General features: G+C 65.6%; 13 protein-coding genes. 9 read left to right on the forward strand and 4 right to left on the reverse strand.

All coding sequences use genetic code 11. From position 1 onward, the window contains the following. The first annotated feature begins 3 nt into the window (after positions 1-3). The 5 genes from CDE01S_RS08855 (at position 4) to CDE01S_RS08875 (ending at position 5,198) form a co-directional block, all read left to right on the forward strand. Positions 4-1,248: an HDOD domain-containing protein gene (locus CDE01S_RS08855; RefSeq protein ID WP_066706057.1), complete on the forward strand. Its 1,245-nt coding sequence runs from the start codon at positions 4-6 to the stop codon at positions 1,246-1,248. An 81-nt stretch (positions 1,249-1,329) separates the two neighbouring features. Beyond that, positions 1,330-2,277, forward strand: coding sequence for a DMT family transporter (locus tag CDE01S_RS08860; protein ID WP_066706059.1), 948 nt, complete (start codon positions 1,330-1,332; stop codon positions 2,275-2,277). Continuing rightward, the gene (locus CDE01S_RS08865; protein ID WP_066706061.1) at positions 2,274-3,470 is read left to right on the forward strand and encodes an aminotransferase-like domain-containing protein; all 1,197 of its coding nucleotides are present in this window, start codon (positions 2,274-2,276) and stop codon (positions 3,468-3,470) included. Before CDE01S_RS08860 ends, CDE01S_RS08865 begins: the two co-directional genes overlap by 4 nt. Continuing rightward, entirely contained in the window at positions 3,470-4,402 is a 933-nt protein-coding gene (locus CDE01S_RS08870; protein WP_066706063.1) for a PhzF family phenazine biosynthesis protein, read from the forward strand. Before CDE01S_RS08865 ends, CDE01S_RS08870 begins: the two co-directional genes overlap by 1 nt. 100 nt (positions 4,403-4,502) lie before the next feature. Next, on the forward strand, positions 4,503-5,198 hold the full coding sequence (locus CDE01S_RS08875) for a histidine phosphatase family protein (protein ID WP_066706066.1): 696 nt from the start codon (positions 4,503-4,505) through the stop codon (positions 5,196-5,198). A 21-nt stretch (positions 5,199-5,219) separates the two neighbouring features. On the opposite strand, the gene CDE01S_RS08880 is transcribed toward CDE01S_RS08875, so the two are convergent. Continuing rightward, entirely contained in the window at positions 5,220-5,696 is a 477-nt protein-coding gene (locus CDE01S_RS08880) for a PilZ domain-containing protein (protein WP_169802248.1), read from the reverse strand. 56 nt (positions 5,697-5,752) lie between these two features. On the opposite strand from CDE01S_RS08880, the gene CDE01S_RS08885 reads away from it, so the two are divergent. Then, complete coding sequence (locus CDE01S_RS08885; RefSeq protein ID WP_066706069.1) at positions 5,753-7,384, forward strand: sigma-54 interaction domain-containing protein; 1,632 nt, start codon at positions 5,753-5,755, stop codon at positions 7,382-7,384. A gap of 34 nt (positions 7,385-7,418) precedes the next feature. Here CDE01S_RS08885 and CDE01S_RS08890 read toward each other — a convergent pair whose 3' ends face one another. After that, positions 7,419-8,225, reverse strand: a complete 807-nt coding sequence (locus CDE01S_RS08890) for a helix-turn-helix transcriptional regulator (protein WP_157077086.1) — start codon at positions 8,223-8,225, stop codon at positions 7,419-7,421. A gap of 73 nt (positions 8,226-8,298) precedes the next feature. Here CDE01S_RS08890 and CDE01S_RS08895 point away from each other — a divergent pair, with 73 nt between their 5' ends. The 3 genes from CDE01S_RS08895 (at position 8,299) to CDE01S_RS08905 (ending at position 11,631) form a co-directional block, all read left to right on the forward strand. Next, entirely contained in the window at positions 8,299-8,766 is a 468-nt protein-coding gene (locus CDE01S_RS08895; protein WP_066706073.1) for a DUF3237 domain-containing protein, read from the forward strand. Positions 8,767-8,824: 58 nt separating this feature from the next. Continuing rightward, positions 8,825-9,817, forward strand: coding sequence for a Bug family tripartite tricarboxylate transporter substrate binding protein (locus CDE01S_RS08900; protein WP_066706076.1), 993 nt, complete (start codon positions 8,825-8,827; stop codon positions 9,815-9,817). Between the two features lie 239 nt (positions 9,818-10,056). Then, positions 10,057-11,631: a hybrid sensor histidine kinase/response regulator gene (locus tag CDE01S_RS08905; RefSeq protein ID WP_084382816.1), complete on the forward strand. Its 1,575-nt coding sequence runs from the start codon at positions 10,057-10,059 to the stop codon at positions 11,629-11,631. Positions 11,632-11,773: 142 nt separating this feature from the next. Here the strand turns inward: CDE01S_RS08905 and CDE01S_RS08910 are convergent, their stop codons facing one another. After that, positions 11,774-13,279: a hypothetical protein gene (locus CDE01S_RS08910; protein ID WP_218016511.1), complete on the reverse strand. Its 1,506-nt coding sequence runs from the start codon at positions 13,277-13,279 to the stop codon at positions 11,774-11,776. A 74-nt stretch (positions 13,280-13,353) separates the two neighbouring features. Beyond that, positions 13,354-15,027 carry a bifunctional aminoglycoside phosphotransferase/ATP-binding protein gene (locus CDE01S_RS08915; protein ID WP_084382817.1) on the reverse strand — a complete coding sequence of 558 codons (1,674 nt, stop codon included), beginning with the start codon at positions 15,025-15,027 and terminating at the stop codon, positions 13,354-13,356. Positions 15,028-15,181: the final 154 nt, after the last annotated feature.

Raw genomic sequence — 15,181 nt, forward strand, 5'->3', positions numbered from 1 at the left:
GCCATGGCCCAAACCGTTCTTGGCAACATCTCTCTGGGCTATCAGCTGCTGTGGAACCAGTTGCGCCAACCGGCGGCCGTGCGGCTCTTTGTCGACATCGATGCGGCGGTGCCGGTGGACGCCCAGCACCTGCTGGCCGCCTTGCGCGAGCAATGGCCGGAACAGGCCCCGGTGCTGCTGCTGGAGATCCACTCCGCCTCGCTGTTGAACGACATCCTGGAACACGGCACCGCCAGCGATCCCTGGGTGCAGGTGCCCGAAGCCTGGCTGGGCGATGCCGCCCTGGCGCAACGTGTGGAACACGCCCATGGGCGCGGCCTGCGGATGATCTGGTGCGGGGCACCTGGTCAACGTCCCGACCCCGCCATCAGTGAACGCTTCCATAAAAGCATCATCAACCTCACGGCTGAGGAAGCTTTGCTGGGCCTGCGCGTCTCGTTGCAGACGCACCGCGATCATGATGGCGAGGCGCCGCTCAAGAGCCCGGTCGTGCCCGGCCAGATCTATGAGGCCATCGCCAATCGCGCACTGGCCGAGCATTGCCTGGACCAGCAAGGCGCCTGGGCCTTGACCGGTTGGCCGGTGGAAGATGTGCTGCACAGTTACCGGGAGCAACTGATCCAGCCGGGCCAGACCGCCATCGTGCGCCTGGTCGAAGCCATCGACGCTGACGTGGCGCTCGACACCATCGAACTCATCCTGAGCGAAGAGCCGCTGCTGGCCTACCATTTCCTGCGTTACGTGAACTCGGCCGGCCTGGGTCTGCGCAACGAAGTCGAGTCCATCCGCCGCGGCCTGATGGTGCTGGGCTACTCGGTGCTCAAGGCCTGGCTGCTGGAACAGCTGCCGCACGCCGCCAGCGACCTGAACCTGCAGCCGGTCCGCACCACACTGGTCACGCGCGCCCACCTGCTGGAACACCTGCTGGATGCGGGCGAGGAAGACAACCTGCGGCGCGAGGTCTACCTCTGCGGCCTGCTGTCGCAGATCGACGTGCTGCTGGGCGAGCCGCTGGCCACCGCGCTGGAACGCCTGCCGCTGCCCGAGCGGATCCAGGCCGCACTGCTGCAGAACGACGGCCCCTACGCGCCCTACCTCGCCATTGCCACGGCACTGGAATCCCCCAACACCCGTGCCACCCACACCTTGTGCAATGAGCACCAGATTGACATGGAAGAGGTCAACCGCGCCTTGCTGCGCACCCTGTCGGCCATGTTGGCGCGCCCCGCGCGCGGCCTGCTGGCCTGAGCCAGCGGCCGGACTTCTCCGGCCATGGTGCCGGCACACCGCCGCGCGGCCAGCGCGTGAAAGCACGGTAGAGTGAAGCCCATGCCCCGCCCGCCGAACCCTGCTCCCCATCTCCGCCAAGGCCTCTGGCTCGGCCTGCTGGGCGTTGCCATCTTCGCGCTCACCCTGCCCATGACGCGCTTGGCCACCGGCACGCCTGATGCGCCCCAGTTGTCGGGCCTGTTCATTGCACTCGGCCGCGCCGCCGTGGCGGCCGCCCTGTCTGCCGTCCTGCTGCTTGTCATGCGCGCGCCCTGGCCCACGGCGGAAGACTGGCGTGCCCTGGTCCTCGTGGCGCTGGGCGTGGTGTTCGGTTTTCCCCTCTGCACCTCGCTGGCGATGCGTCACGTGGAAGCGGTGCACGCCAGCGTCATCTTGGGCGTGCTGCCGCTGGCCACCGCCGCCGTGGGTGCCTGGCTGCACCGGCAGCAGCCCTCGGCCGGCTTCTGGTTGTTCGCCGTGGTGGGCGCGGCACTGGTCATGGTGTTTGCCATGCTGCGTTCGGGTGCCAGCAGCCTGACCCTGCAAGCCGCCGACCTCCTGCTGCTGGCCGGCATGCTGTGCGCAGCCGTCGGTTATGGTTTTGGTGCCCGATTGGCCAACCGCATGCCGGCCGAGCACGTGATCTGCTGGGCCCTGCTGCTGGCGCTGCCCGTCACGCTGCCGCTGACCCTCTGGACCTGGCCGGCCACACCGGTCCGTCCCGCCGCCTGGGGCGGCTTTGCCTACATGGCGCTGTTCTCCATGTGGCTGGGCTTCTTCGCCTGGTACCGTGGCCTGTCGCTCGGAGGTACTGTGCGCGTGAGCCAGCTGCAGCTGCTGCAACCCTTTCTCTCCATGCTGTTTGCCGTGCCGCTGCTGGGCGAAACACTCGACGTCATGACCCTCGGCTTCGGCCTGGCCGTGATGGTCGTGGTGTTCGCCGGGCGCAAAATGCCTGTGTCCGCTGCCCGACACCACCCTCTCGATCAAGAAGGAACCACCCCATGAATCCGAGTGCCCCGCACACCCCATCGCCCTGGGTGCTGGCCGCACGTGCCGAAAAAATGAACCCCTCGGTGTTGCGCGAACTGCTCAAGGTCACCGAACGCCCGGGCATCATCAGCTTTGCCGGCGGACTGCCCTCGCCCAAAACCTTCCCGGTCGACGAATTTGCCGCGGCCTGCACCAAGGTGCTGCGCGACGATGCCGCCGCGGCGCTGCAATACGCCGCCAGCGAAGGCTATGGCCCGCTGCGCGAGATGGTGGCCGCCTCCCTGCCCTGGCCGGTCGATCCGTCCCAGGTGCTCATCACCACCGGCTCGCAGCAAGGCCTGGACCTGGCCGCCAAGGTGCTGATCGACCAGGGCAGTCGCATCCTGGTGGAAACACCCACCTACCTCGGCGCCCTGCAGGCCTTCGCCCCCATGGAGCCGCAGGTGCAGAGCGTGGCCAGTGACGACGAAGGCGTGGACATCACCGCGCTGCGCCAGGCCCAGGCGGCCGGCACGCCGGCGCGTTTTTTGTACGTGCTGCCCAACTTCCAGAACCCGACAGGGCGCACCCTGAGCGAAGCCCGGCGCGTGGCGCTCTCCGCCTGTGCGGCCGAGCTGGGCCTGCCGCTGATCGAGGACAACCCCTATGGCGAGCTCTGGTTCGACACCCCACCGCCGGCACCATTAACTGCGCGCAACCCCGACGGCTGCCTCTACCTCGGCTCGTTTTCCAAGGTGCTGGCACCCAGTTTGCGCTTGGGCTTCGTGGTGGCGCCCAAAGCCCTCTTCCCCAAGCTGCTGCAGGCCAAGCAGGCGGCCGACCTGCACAGCCCCGGATTCAACCAGCGCGTGGTGGCCGAGGTCATGAAGGATGGCTTCCTTGACCGCCACGTGCCGCGCATCCGCGCGCTGTACAAGGCGCAGCGCGACGTCATGCTGGCCGCACTCGCGCAGCACATGCCTCCCGAGGTGACATGGAACCAGCCCGACGGCGGCATGTTCCTCTGGGCCTGCCTGCCGCAAGGCATGGACACGGCAGCGCTGCTGCCCAAGGCGGTCGACAAGGGCGTTGCCTTTGTGCCGGGCGCTGCGTTTTATGCCGACCTGGCCGACCCACGCACGCTGCGCCTGTCCTTCGTCACCGCCAGCGAGCAGGAGATCCAGCAAGGCGTGACCGCCCTGGCCGCCGTCATCCGGGAGAACATGTGATGAGCGCTACGCACCGCCAACGCCCCTTCAAGCAGGTTGACGTGTTCACCGCCACGCCCTACTACGGCAACCCATTGGCCGTGGTGCTCGACGGCAGCGGCCTGAGCGATGACGAGATGCAGCGTTTCGCGCGCTGGACCAACCTGTCGGAAACCACCTTCGTGCTGCCACCCACACAAGCCGGCGCCGACTACCGGGTGCGCATCTTCACACCCGGCACCGAACTGCCCTTTGCCGGCCACCCGACACTGGGCAGCTGCCATGCCTGGCTGGAAGCCGGAGGAAAACCCAGGCAAACGGAGGTGATCGTGCAGGAATGCGCCGTGGGCCTGGTGTCGATCCGCCGTGCCGGCCACCACCTGGCCTTTGCCGCGCCGCCGCTCCAGCGCAGCACACCGACACCCGAGTTGCTGGCCCTGGTGGCGCAGGCGCTCGGCATCCGTACGGACCAGATCCGCGCCGCCCAGCATCTGGACAACGGCCCGCAGTGGCTGGGCCTGCTGCTGGACAGCACCGACACCGTGCTGGCACTGGAGCCGGATCACCAGGCGCTCAAGGACTTGAAGCAAAAAGTAGGGGTTTGCGCCGTCGAATCTGGGCAATCAGCTATAAATTTAATAGCAAAATCAAGCCGTGAGGCACGCGCCTTTGCCGAGCACGCGGCCGACGCCCCGCAACAGGCCGCAGCGGACCTGGAGGTGCGCGCCTTCGCCGCGCCGGTGGGCATCCCGGAAGACCCGGTCACCGGCAGCCTCAACGCCAGCCTGGCGCAGTGGTTGATGGCCGAGGGCCACCTGCCCACGCGCTACGTCGCCTCGCAAGGCACCTGCCTGGGCCGCGCCGGACGCGTGCAACTGGAGCGCGATGCCAGCGGCCAGGTCTGGGTCGGCGGCCAGGTGGTGACCTGCATCGATGGCCATGTGCAGTTGTGAGTCCTCAAACGCGTCGGCACCAGGCCCATCACTCCTGATTTGATAGCTGGCGTCGCACGAGCGACAAGGGTCAGGGGCATTTTTTGCCACAATTTCTTGCATGGGAACCCTTTACCTCGTACGCCACGGCCAGGCCTCATTTGGCGAACAGGACTATGACCGCCTGAGCGAACTCGGCCACAAGCAGAGCGTACGCCTGGGGCAATACTGGCGCGAGCGCGGCATGACGTTCGACGCGGTCATCACCGGCACGTTGCGCCGCCATGCACAGACCTGGGCCGGCATTGCCGAGGGCCTGGGGCTGGCCCACCCGCAGGACGCCGCGGCCCACGCCAGCACTGCCTTGCTGTGGCCCGGCCTGAACGAGTACGACAGCGAAGCGGTGATCGCCACCATCCACCCGCACAAGCTGCAGAAGCCGGACACCCCCGAGCTGTACCGCCACCACTTCCGCCTGCTGCGCGACGGCCTGACGCAGTGGATGAACGGCGTGGTCAGCCCCAAGGGCATGCCAAGCTACAACGAGTTCAAGGCCGGCGTCACCAGCGCGCTCGACCATGTGCGGCAGAACTTCGAGGGCAATGTGCTGATTGTCTCCAGCGGGGGGCCGATCGCCACCGCCGTGGGCCACGTGCTGGGCACCACGCCCGAGACCACGATTGAACTCAATATGCGCATCCGCAACAGCGCGGTGACCGAGTTCATCTTCAACCCGAAGCGCCACACCCTGCTGAGCTACAACACCCTGCCGCACCTGGACCAGCCCGCGCTGGCGGACTGGATCACCTCTGCCTGACAAGCAGGCGCTAGGCGACGCTCAGGCGCTGCCGATCAGCATTGCCAGCTCACGCCCCAGCAGCGCCGGGTCTTGGGCATTGCGCTCGATGAGCTGGCGCAGATGCGTCACGCTGTCGAGGTCGATGTGCGTGCACTGCAGCCCCAGCTGGCTGCCCTGCACACGCGCCACCACGATGTCCATGGCAATGAAGGTAGTGGACGACAGCATGAGGCGCAGACGACCGTGCGTGCCCACAGGGCAGCGCAGTACCGAGCCCATGTCCACCAGCGCACCTTTGAGCGAGACGTCGAGCAACTGCACCTCACGCATCCGCCCGCTCAGGTTGAGCCGGGCCGGGGCCTGGAAGACCATGCGCAGAAAGCGCCGGTAAGCCAGCGGCCGGGCCAGCACCGGCAGCACCTCGACAGGCTCAACCGGCTTGGCAACAACGGGTTTCTTCCAGAATTTCCACATGGGGCATGAACAGCGCAGGGCGACCAGCGCAGACCATACCATGAGGCACTTGGCGGCGGCTGACATCAAGCAGGCCAGCTTCTTGCTTGTGTCCGTCCATGCCCCCGCCCCTGACCGCACTTTCCCATCCAGGCGCCCCCGGCGCCACGCCCGAGGCGCAATGGCGCGCCCAGGAGTTGCTGCTGATGCGCGAAGTCATGCGCCTGATCGGCAAAAGCCTGGCGCCCGGCGTGGTGCTGCGCGAAATGCTGCACCTGATGTCCGAACTGCTGGGCCTGAACCGCGGCCGCATCGTGCTGCTAGACGCCGAGGCGCCGGACGGCCTGGGCATGGCCTGCATCTGCCATGCCTACGGCCTGACCCGGGCCGAGGTGGCGCGTGGTGTCTATGCCGTGGGCGAAGGCGTCACCGGCCGCGTGCTGGCCACCGGCCAGCCCATCTTGGTGCAGGACATCGACGCCGAACCGCTGTTTCTGGCGCGTTGCGTGGCGCGCGCCCAGCTGCCACCCGACACCGTGGCCTTCATGGCGCTGCCGATCGAGGTCAACCACCACACCGTGGGCGTGCTGGCCTGTCACCGCATCCGCAGCCGGCGGCGCCACCTGAACGACGACATGGCGCTGCTGCAGATCCTGGCCACGTTGGCCGGGCAGATCCTGCAGTTGCACGGCCTGCTGCAGGAAAAAACCCGTGAGCTGGAAACACGCAACGCCCTGCTGACCCACGCGCTGGACGCCGCCGCCGTGCGCTACGGCATCATCGGCAGTTCGTCGGCGCTGCTGCAGGCGCTGCACGAGCTGGAACGCGTGGCGCCCTCGCAGGCCGGCGTGCTGCTGCTGGGCGAATCGGGCACCGGCAAGGAGCTGTTTGCACGCGCCCTGCACCTGTCCAGCCCGCGGCGCGATGCGCCTTTCATCAAGGTCAACTGCGCTGCCATCCCCGACTCGCTGCTGGAGTCCGAACTGTTCGGTTACGAGCGTGGTGCCTTCACCGGTGCGGCCAGCGCGCGCGCCGGCTGGTTCGAGCAGGCCGACGGCGGCACCATCTTCCTCGACGAGATCGGCGACATGCCGCTGGCCATGCAGACCAAGCTGCTGCGCACGCTGCAGGAAGGCACGGTGGTGCGGCTGGGCGGCAAGCGCGAAGTCAAGGTGGACGTGCGATTGGTCACCGCCACCCACCGCGACCTGGAGGCCGAAGTGGCACGCGGCCGCTTCCGGCAGGACCTGTACTACCGCATCAGCGTGGTGCCGATCCACCTGCCCAGTCTGCGTGAGCGGCGCGACGACATCCGCACCCTGGCGCTGCACTTCGTCAACCGTGCCAACCAGGCCAACCAGCGCAACGTCAACCTCTCGCCTGCTGCACTGGCGCGGCTGGAGGCCCACCCCTGGCCCGGCAACATCCGCGAGCTGGGCAACGTCATCGAGCGGCTGGTGCTGCTGACCGACAGCACCATGGTCTCGGCCGCCGAGCTGGAACGCTTTCTGCCGCGCGGCAAGGCGCAGGCCAGCCACATGCCCGAGCTGTCGCACCCGGCGGCGACCCTGCAGCCGCCAGCCGACGCGCCGCCGGTGCGCGCTTACCTGCCGGCCGACTCGCACAGTCTGGACGAGTTGCAGCAGGTGCTGGCGCTGCACCGCGGCAACCAGTCGCGCGCCGCGCAAGCGCTGGGCCTGACCGTGCGGCAGTTCGGCTACCGGCTGAAAAAAGCAAAGCACGGGGCATAAAACCCCGGCACCCTTCTGCGCCCGTGCGCGACTGCTACTGGTGGTGGACCGCTGGCACGACGGGTGAGCGCAACAACAAGGCGAACAGCTCGTTGCGGAAATGGATGCCCAGGCGGGCAAAAGCGCGGTTGCGGTAGGTCTTGACGCTCGGCAGGCTCAAGCCCAGATCGCTCGCAATGCCGTCCTGCGTCATGCCGGTCAACAGCCGGGCGCAGACGTCCAGCTCGCGCGGCGTCAGCGCCGGGTTGAGCTGGCGCAGGCGCTGCTGCCAAGCCGCCAGCGGGTCGGTGACCGGCGGCGGACTCGACAAGGCGATGTGTTTCTTGGCCAGGGCCAGCAGTGCCGGCGCCATGTCGGCAAAACCGGCCACCTGCTGGTCGCTAAACGGCCGCTGGTGCTGGTGGCGGTAGAAGTTGAGCGCCAGCAGCGACGCCCCGGTCTGCTGCACCACCGACACGCGTTCCGCCACACCATGCGCCTCGTACACCCGGGCCCGGTGCTGCACCGGCACCTCCTGCGCCGTGATGTGGCACAGCAGTGGCGTGTCGCCGGCGCTGTCATGCACCAGGGTCTGGTCGCTCAGGTAGGGGCCGGAGAGGTAGGCGCGCCAGCAGTCGCGCGTGGTGTCCGGCACGCCGAAGCTGCCCGACATGAACAGCTGCGGCACACAACTGTGGCCGGTCTGGTAGATCGAGAACGACGCGGCCGGCACCACCGGGTTCAGCCCTTCCAGCAGGGCTGACGTGAAGCGCGGCTGGCCCAGCTGGCCGATCAGGTCCGCCAGCACGTGCGCGTAGCAGCCCGTGCTGCTGGCGCTGGCCGCAGGTGTCCATTTCCTCATCGCTTGTCTCTCTCTTTTCTTGTCATCTTAAGGGATGACAACCCTTCACGTCGAGCCGCCTTAAGCTGCCGCCATGCTGAACCTGCCACAACCCGCACTCGAATTTTTTGTCGATCTGTCCGTCACGGTGGACAAACCCCAGGAGGTCGGCCAGACCGTGCACGGCATGCGCCGCCTGATCCCGATCCTGGGCGGGCAGGCGCAGGGCCAGGGCTGGACGGCGCGTGTGCTGCCCGGCGGCGCCGACTTCCAGCTCATCGTCACCCCGCGCCTGGCCGAGCTGGACGCCCGCTACGTGCTGGAGACCGATGCCGGCGACCTGATCTATGTGCAGAACCGGGCCGTGCGCGTGGCGCCGCCGGAGCTCACCGCCCGGCTTATCCGCGGCGAGCCGGTGGACCCGCAGCTGATCTATTTCCGCTGCAGCCCGAGCTTCGAAACTGCTTCGCCCGCGCTGGGCTGGATCAGCGAACGCCTGTTCATCGGCACCGGCGCGCGGCACCCGGACCGCGTCGAAATGAAGTTGTTTGCCGTGGCCTGAGCCACAGCAGCCCTCTACCGGCATCCCCCTTTTTCATAACAAAACTGGAGACACCCCCATGAAAACAACCCTCACCACCCGCCGTGCCGTGCTCGCCGCCACGGCCTTGCTCGCCTGTGCCGCCGCGCCCGCCGTGCAGGCACAAGCCGCCTACCCGACGCGACCGGTGCGCATCATCGTCGGTTTCCCGGCCGGCACCGGCCCCGACATCGTGGCCCGCCTGCTGGCGCAGAAGCTCTCCGAAAACTGGGGCAACCTGGGCGTGATCGTGGACAACAAACCCGGTGCCGGCGGCCTGATTGCCGCCAGCGAAGCCGCGCGCGCCACACCCGACGGCTACACCCTGATGCTGGGCGAAACCGGCCAGCTCAGCATCGCGCCCAGCAGCTACAACAAGCTGCCCTACAACCCTGCCAAGGACTTCGCACCCGTGAGCCAGGTGGTGAGTTCGGACTTCGCGCTGCTGGTCAACCCACAGAAGGTGCCGGCGAAGAACGTGAAGGAATTCGTCAGCTGGACGCAGCAGCAGAAGGGCCTGTTCATGGCCACCTTCGGCGCCGGCACGCCGGGCCACTTCGGTGCCTTCATGTTCGGCGAAGCGGTCAAGCTCAAGCCGGAAGCGGTGCACTACAAGAGCACGGCCGACGCGCTGGGCGGCCTGTTCAGCGGCGATGTGCAAGGCGTGTTTGCCAGCGTCGGGCTGGCAGCCCCCAACGTCAAGGCCGGCAAGCTGGTGGCGCTGGGCACCACCGGCGCCACACGCGCGGGCGCCCTGCCCGATGTGCCCACCATCAAGGAACAGGGTTACCCCACGCTGGAGTTCAGCTCCTGGTTCGGCATCGTGGCCCCGGCCAAGACGCCCAACGACATCCTGGTCAAGCTCAGTGCCGACGTCCAGAAGGCCATGAAGGCCCCGGACGCCAAGGCCAAGATGGAAGAAGCCGGCTTCCGCGTCACCGGCACCACCGCGGACGAGTTCGCCCGCATCATCGCCGCCGACACTGTCACCTGGGGCAAGGCCGTGGCGGCCACCGGCTTCAAGGCCGACTGAGGCCACACCGCCTACACGCGCGGGCTCTCCGCGCTCACCGCCAGCCGCACCTCACGCGGCTGGCGGTCTTTTGGCATTTGATGCACACAGCCGTGCGTGCTGACGGCGTGAACCAGCGCGGCGGCAAACTGACGCAGAATACAGAGGCACCGGCACCGGAAGAGGACGTCCTCACCCTGTTGCCGTGGCGCACCCCGCGCTGCCCGCCCTCACGGCCTTCACCACTGAGTTGATTTTTCATGCCGCCTGCACGCCCGATGGATGACCTGGTCTTTCTTGTGGTCGACGACCTGGAAACCATGCGCCACATCACCGTCAACCAACTGCGCCTGCTGGGTGCCGGCAAGATCCTGGCCGCCCACAATGGCCTGGAAGGCCTGAAGCTGCTGCATCAACACGATATCGACGTGGTGCTCACCGACCTGCACATGCCGCTGATGGATGGGCTGGAGCTGCTCAAGGCCATCCGGTCTGATGCAAGACTGCGCAAGCTGCCTGTGATCATGATCACGTCGTCCGCCGAGCGTGACCGGGTGGATGAAGTCATCGCCGCCGGCGTGACATCGCTGCTGGTCAAGCCCTACTCCCAGGCGCTGCTGGAAACCCGCGTGACACGCGCCCTGACGTGGACGCCACCCGCGCCCACTGCCCACAAGCCCGCCATGGCAAAAGCGCCGCAGCCGGCTGCCGCGGCCCCCACGGCGCCAGCCGCACCGGCACCCGCCCGCCCGCTGCCCCACGTACTGGTGCTGGCAGACACCCAGGCCGACTGGCCAGCCCTGCTGCCAGCGCAGGACTACCGGCTCAGCCGCGCCAGCACCGAGGCCCAGGCCCTCACAGCCGCCGCGTCCGAACACCACCCGGACCTGGCGGTGCTGGACTGCGCCACCCCGGGGCTGGACCCCTATGCCCTGTTGCAGAAACTGCGCGCCCTGCCGGGCACCGAGGACGTGCCGGTGGTGTTGCTTGAAGACAGCGCACACACGCTGGATGTGAGCCGCCTGGAACCACTGGGAAGTGTGGACGTCCTGGAACGTGCCGCGGCCCCGCGCCTGCTGCGCCTGCGCCTGCGCAACCTGTTGCACAGCCGGCAGCTGCGCCACGGCCTGCAGGAACACTACGACCGGCTGCTCGAAACCGCCAAGCTGCAGGACGATGTGGAGCACATCATCCGCCACGACATCAAGTCCCCCTTGTCCGGCGTGGTGGAGCAGTTGCAGGGCCTGCTGCAGGACCGCGACCTCACCCACCGCCAGCTGGCCACGCTGCGCGCCATCGAACAGGGCAGCCTGCATGCGATGAACCTCATCAACCTCTCGTCCGAGCTGTTCAAGATCGAGACCGGCCGCTTTGTGCTCGACTCCAAACCGGTGCCCATCGTCGAGCTGCTGCGCCGCATTGCCGACATCGACCGCGTGAGTTATGCCGACAAACGACTCACCGTGGCCGTGCTGGCCGACGACACCCCGGGCCACGCCCCGCTGCTGGCACGCGGCGACGCCACGCTGTGTTATTCCATCTTCGAAAACCTGCTGCGCAATGCCTGCGAAGCCTCCCCGGCCGGCGCACGCGTCGAGATCACCGTGCGCGAACAGGCCGGGCTGCGAATCGAGATCCGCAACCCACGCGCCGTACCGCCCGCGCTGCGTGACCATTTCTTCGACCGCCTGGAACCTGGCCAGGACGGCAAAACGGGGCTGGGCATCTACTCGGCACGGGTCCTGGCCCGCGCTCAGGGAGGGGATGTGGAGCTGGTCGTGTCAGACGCCACGGACAGCACGACGTTGATCATCCACCTGCCGGCGTTTAACTGAGTCCACCGTGACCTTAGCCTTCACAGCAGGCTCTTCGTAGAAAAATGCATGGGGCGACCGCCACACCAGCCTGCACATCGCGCTGGCACCGGTCAGGGCGCGAGCTCGGCGATGGACTGAGTGGATCTGAACGCAACCTGCGCTATGCACCGCTTGGCTTGCCCTCTTCCTTTATCGGCAGGATATTCCAAGTGTATGAACCATACGGATGGAAATCAGGAAGATAACTTCGAATTTGGCCCTCGTCGAAGTAGTGGTGCGCAATATTGGGGAACATCTCCCGGTCCACTGGGTACTTCGCATTAGGGTTGTGGAACATTGAGAGCCCTTCAGCCCAGGTCTCCGTAATCTCCCCCTGCTTGATCTCAAAGCAAAATGGTTCCGGTAATGCTGAATTTTTGTCGTGCTTGTACCTAGTGCCTGCACGCATCATTCGTTGCTCGGGCAAACCAAAACCAGCAAGGCGCCCCATTCTGTTGAATTTTGAGATAGTGCCAGAGGCTGAGAACAGTACCGCACTGATGTTCTCGGAGTTAGGTTGCAGAAAAAACCCAGACGGAATCTGCTTTCCTTCGTACTCGTGCATCTCAATCTTCACAGGAGAAATGATGAGTTGCCCCTTCTCATCTATCGAGAAATCATGGCTGACCCCATACAAGTAGTCGATCAAAGCAGTTGACGTCCAGGTCATCGACTGTTTTTCATGGAAATCAGCGATGGCGAATACGAGTGGATTCCCAACGACATTTGGCATCTCCCAATAAGGCTTTGCGCGTGTGAGCTTTGACCATAGTGGGCTTCCGAACTTAATTGGAATCTTGGTTTCGTTCAGCTTTCGAATCTCTTCGATCGGGCGAAATAGCGGCTTGTCGTCAGGCTTTGGCGCGGGATCATTCAACGAGGGATTTACTGTAACGGCCTCAATGAAGACCTTCTTTCTACCGAAGGAGACCATGAAATCTGGCGCTGGGTCGGGCTTCTCGACATACAGCCCTTCTTCCAGTAGTGCAGCGTAGAGGTAGAGCTCCCAAATCCTCGAATCGAAGCCAGTTGTTTGAAACTGCTCGACAAAATTTCCGTCGATATCGCGAAAGTGACGCATCATTTCGGCCATGATCGAACGTGCCGGCAACCAATGGTTGCTCGATCGCATTAATTGAAAGGTAGAGCTGAGTTTTTCCTCTTGAACGACCGGCGTAAATAGGTCGATTCCGGCCTTATCCTCGACTTCGTCGCCTTGCTGGAACACCTCAGCGCCGCTATCAAAGTGTTTCTTGAGGTCCTTCAGCATCGCATGCAAAGCGTCATTACGACTCATGCTTACCTCGCCACCGATACAGCGATATCTCCCCTTGCCGTCTCGACCAAGAGTGATATAGCCGTAGTCACGATCCGTTCGATCACGGATTAGCACGCCAATCACATGTTCGTCCAAAGTAGAAAAAAACTGGAGTTCTTCGCCAGCAACCGCAGCAATGGGAGAACGGGTCCATGCGACGAACGCGTTGTAGCGCTCCCGCGTAAGAGGCTTGACCGAATGCACGGCAAAAAGCGTAGCAACACGCTCCTCCTGGCTCGCGCCTTTAAGCTTGGCTTGTCCCATTGCGTCCTCCGAAATCTTTAATTTGAATTGTGCTGCAGTAGCCACGCGATGAAGAAGTTACTCCTGGGATCAACGCGTTCACCGTAAACCCTGCTACTCAGGATGCCCTGACAATCAAACTAGTTCGCGCAAATCCAGTCAAACGGCAACACCACCGCCCAATCCACTGGCCGGCTGGTATCCACCTGCACCGCACACGCCCGCTCCTCCTGCGTCAACGGCTCGCGCGCCTTGAGCTGCCCTTCCAGCACCGCCACATCCGCCTCTGACGGATCACCCCCTTTTGAAGCCCGCTGCAGCACACGCTGGCGCAGCACGTCCACCGGTGCGTCCAACGCCAGGATGCGGCAGGGCAGACCGAGTTCCCGCGCCAATGCCATGAAGGGCTGGCGCTGCGCCACCTTGAGGCAGGTGGCGTCCACCAACACCGGCAGGCCGGCGTGCAGGATGGCGCGCGCCAGTTCAGCCAGGTGCGCATAGGTGCGTTGGCCGGCCTCGGCGGTGTAGATGCCACCGGGCACATGGTCGGCACTGCGTGCCAGGGCGGGCAGGCCGAACAGGCGCTTGCGCTCCACGTCCGCCTTCGCGCGCACGATGCCTTGCCACTCGATGAGTGATTGCGTCTGGCTGCTCTTGCCGGAGCCGGAGACACCGGTGGCGAGCCACAGCGCCAGCGAACGTGGCTTGATCAAGTCAGCCGCCAGCTGCAGGTAACGCACCACCTCCTGCTGCGCGGCCGCTTGCACGCCTGCCTGCCCTTGCAGTTGCGCACAACGCAGCGCCGCCACCTTGGCACGCACCATGGCGCGGTAGCACTGGTAGTAGGGCAGCAGCTGCAGGGCGAAGTAGTCGCCGCTGTGCTCCAGGTAGGCGTTGAGCAGGCGCCACGCATAGTCTGCGCGGCCATGGGCCTGCAGGTCCATGAGCACGAAAGCCAGGTCGGCCAGCACGTCGGTCCAGCGGAAGGCGGGGTTGAATTCGATGGCATCAAACAGCTCCGGCACGCCGTCAATCAGCACCAGGTTGTTGAGGTGCAGGTCGCCATGGCATTCGCGCACCCAGCCCTGGGTTCGGCGCTGTTGCATGAGCGGCGCCAATGCCGCGCCTTGTGCCAGGCTCCATGCCTGCACCGTCTGCAAAGTGCCCTGCAAAGGCGTACCCGCCACCACGGCCAACACGTCAGCGAAGTTGTGCGCCACGGCTTCGCGCATGGCCTCGGGCTGGCCCCAGGGGCTGCTGGCATCTGCCACAGCAGCGCCGGCATGGAAAGCGGCGATGTGCTGCGCCAGTTGGTCAATGTGCGCCGGCAGCAGGGCACCCTGGGCCGCCAGGTGGCTCAGCAGGCCGTCTTGCGCAAAACGGCGCATGTGCACGGCCCACTCCAGCACCGGGGTGTCCACGGGCAGCGCGTCCACGGGGACGATGCGCGGCGCCTGCAGCGTGCCGGTGACGGCCACCACGCCCAGGTAGATGCCGGGCGCGGTGCGGCGGTTGATGCGCAGCTCTTCCTCGCAGGCGGCGCGGCGCAGGGCCAGCGTGCTGTAGTCAAGAAAGTCCAGCGCCAGCGGCTTCTTGAACTTGTAGACGTGCTCGCCGGCCAGCAGCACCCAGGAGATGTGGGTCTCGATGCATTCAATGCCCGGCACCGCATGCGCAAAGGCCGCTGGGGTGCGCTGCAGTTGGGTGATGAGGGGGCCGGCATGCGAAGTGGCTGGGGGTAGATGGGTCTGCCGGATATTAGCGCGGCCACTGCGGTGACACGCCTCGATCCATTGCCGACATTGTGTTGACATTGTCGACACAGCCCAGCCTCAGCGGCCAGGCACGTCGCCCGAAACGCTCCTGTTTTGATAGCTGTTGGCGCATATTTCACAAGGCCTACAGCCTTATTTTTCATAAATTTCCGCATCATGACATCCCCTGGCACGAGGGTTGCGATAAGCATTC

The sequence above is a fragment of the Curvibacter delicatus NBRC 14919 genome, from assembly GCF_001592265.1.
In the GTDB taxonomy this organism is placed as follows: domain Bacteria; phylum Pseudomonadota; class Gammaproteobacteria; order Burkholderiales; family Burkholderiaceae_C; genus Hylemonella; species Hylemonella delicata.

Bases quoted from the DNA above. Each gene is read 5' to 3' on its own strand.
- CDE01S_RS08855 (WP_066706057.1), top strand. From the start codon at position 4: ATGGCCCAAACCGTTCTTGGCAACATCTCTCTGGGCTATCAGCTGCTG.
- CDE01S_RS08860 (WP_066706059.1), top strand. From the start codon at position 1,330: ATGCCCCGCCCGCCGAACCCTGCTCCCCATCTCCGCCAAGGCCTCTGG.
- CDE01S_RS08865 (WP_066706061.1), top strand. From the start codon at position 2,274: ATGAATCCGAGTGCCCCGCACACCCCATCGCCCTGGGTGCTGGCCGCA.
- CDE01S_RS08870 (WP_066706063.1), top strand. From the start codon at position 3,470: ATGAGCGCTACGCACCGCCAACGCCCCTTCAAGCAGGTTGACGTGTTC.
- CDE01S_RS08875 (WP_066706066.1), top strand. From the start codon at position 4,503: ATGGGAACCCTTTACCTCGTACGCCACGGCCAGGCCTCATTTGGCGAA.
- CDE01S_RS08880 (WP_169802248.1), bottom strand. From the start codon at position 5,696: ATGGTATGGTCTGCGCTGGTCGCCCTGCGCTGTTCATGCCCCATGTGG.
- CDE01S_RS08885 (WP_066706069.1), top strand. From the start codon at position 5,753: ATGCCCCCGCCCCTGACCGCACTTTCCCATCCAGGCGCCCCCGGCGCC.
- CDE01S_RS08890 (WP_157077086.1), bottom strand. From the start codon at position 8,225: ATGAGGAAATGGACACCTGCGGCCAGCGCCAGCAGCACGGGCTGCTAC.
- CDE01S_RS08895 (WP_066706073.1), top strand. From the start codon at position 8,299: ATGCTGAACCTGCCACAACCCGCACTCGAATTTTTTGTCGATCTGTCC.
- CDE01S_RS08900 (WP_066706076.1), top strand. From the start codon at position 8,825: ATGAAAACAACCCTCACCACCCGCCGTGCCGTGCTCGCCGCCACGGCC.
- CDE01S_RS08905 (WP_084382816.1), top strand. From the start codon at position 10,057: ATGCCGCCTGCACGCCCGATGGATGACCTGGTCTTTCTTGTGGTCGAC.
- CDE01S_RS08915 (WP_084382817.1), bottom strand. From the start codon at position 15,027: ATGTCAACACAATGTCGGCAATGGATCGAGGCGTGTCACCGCAGTGGC.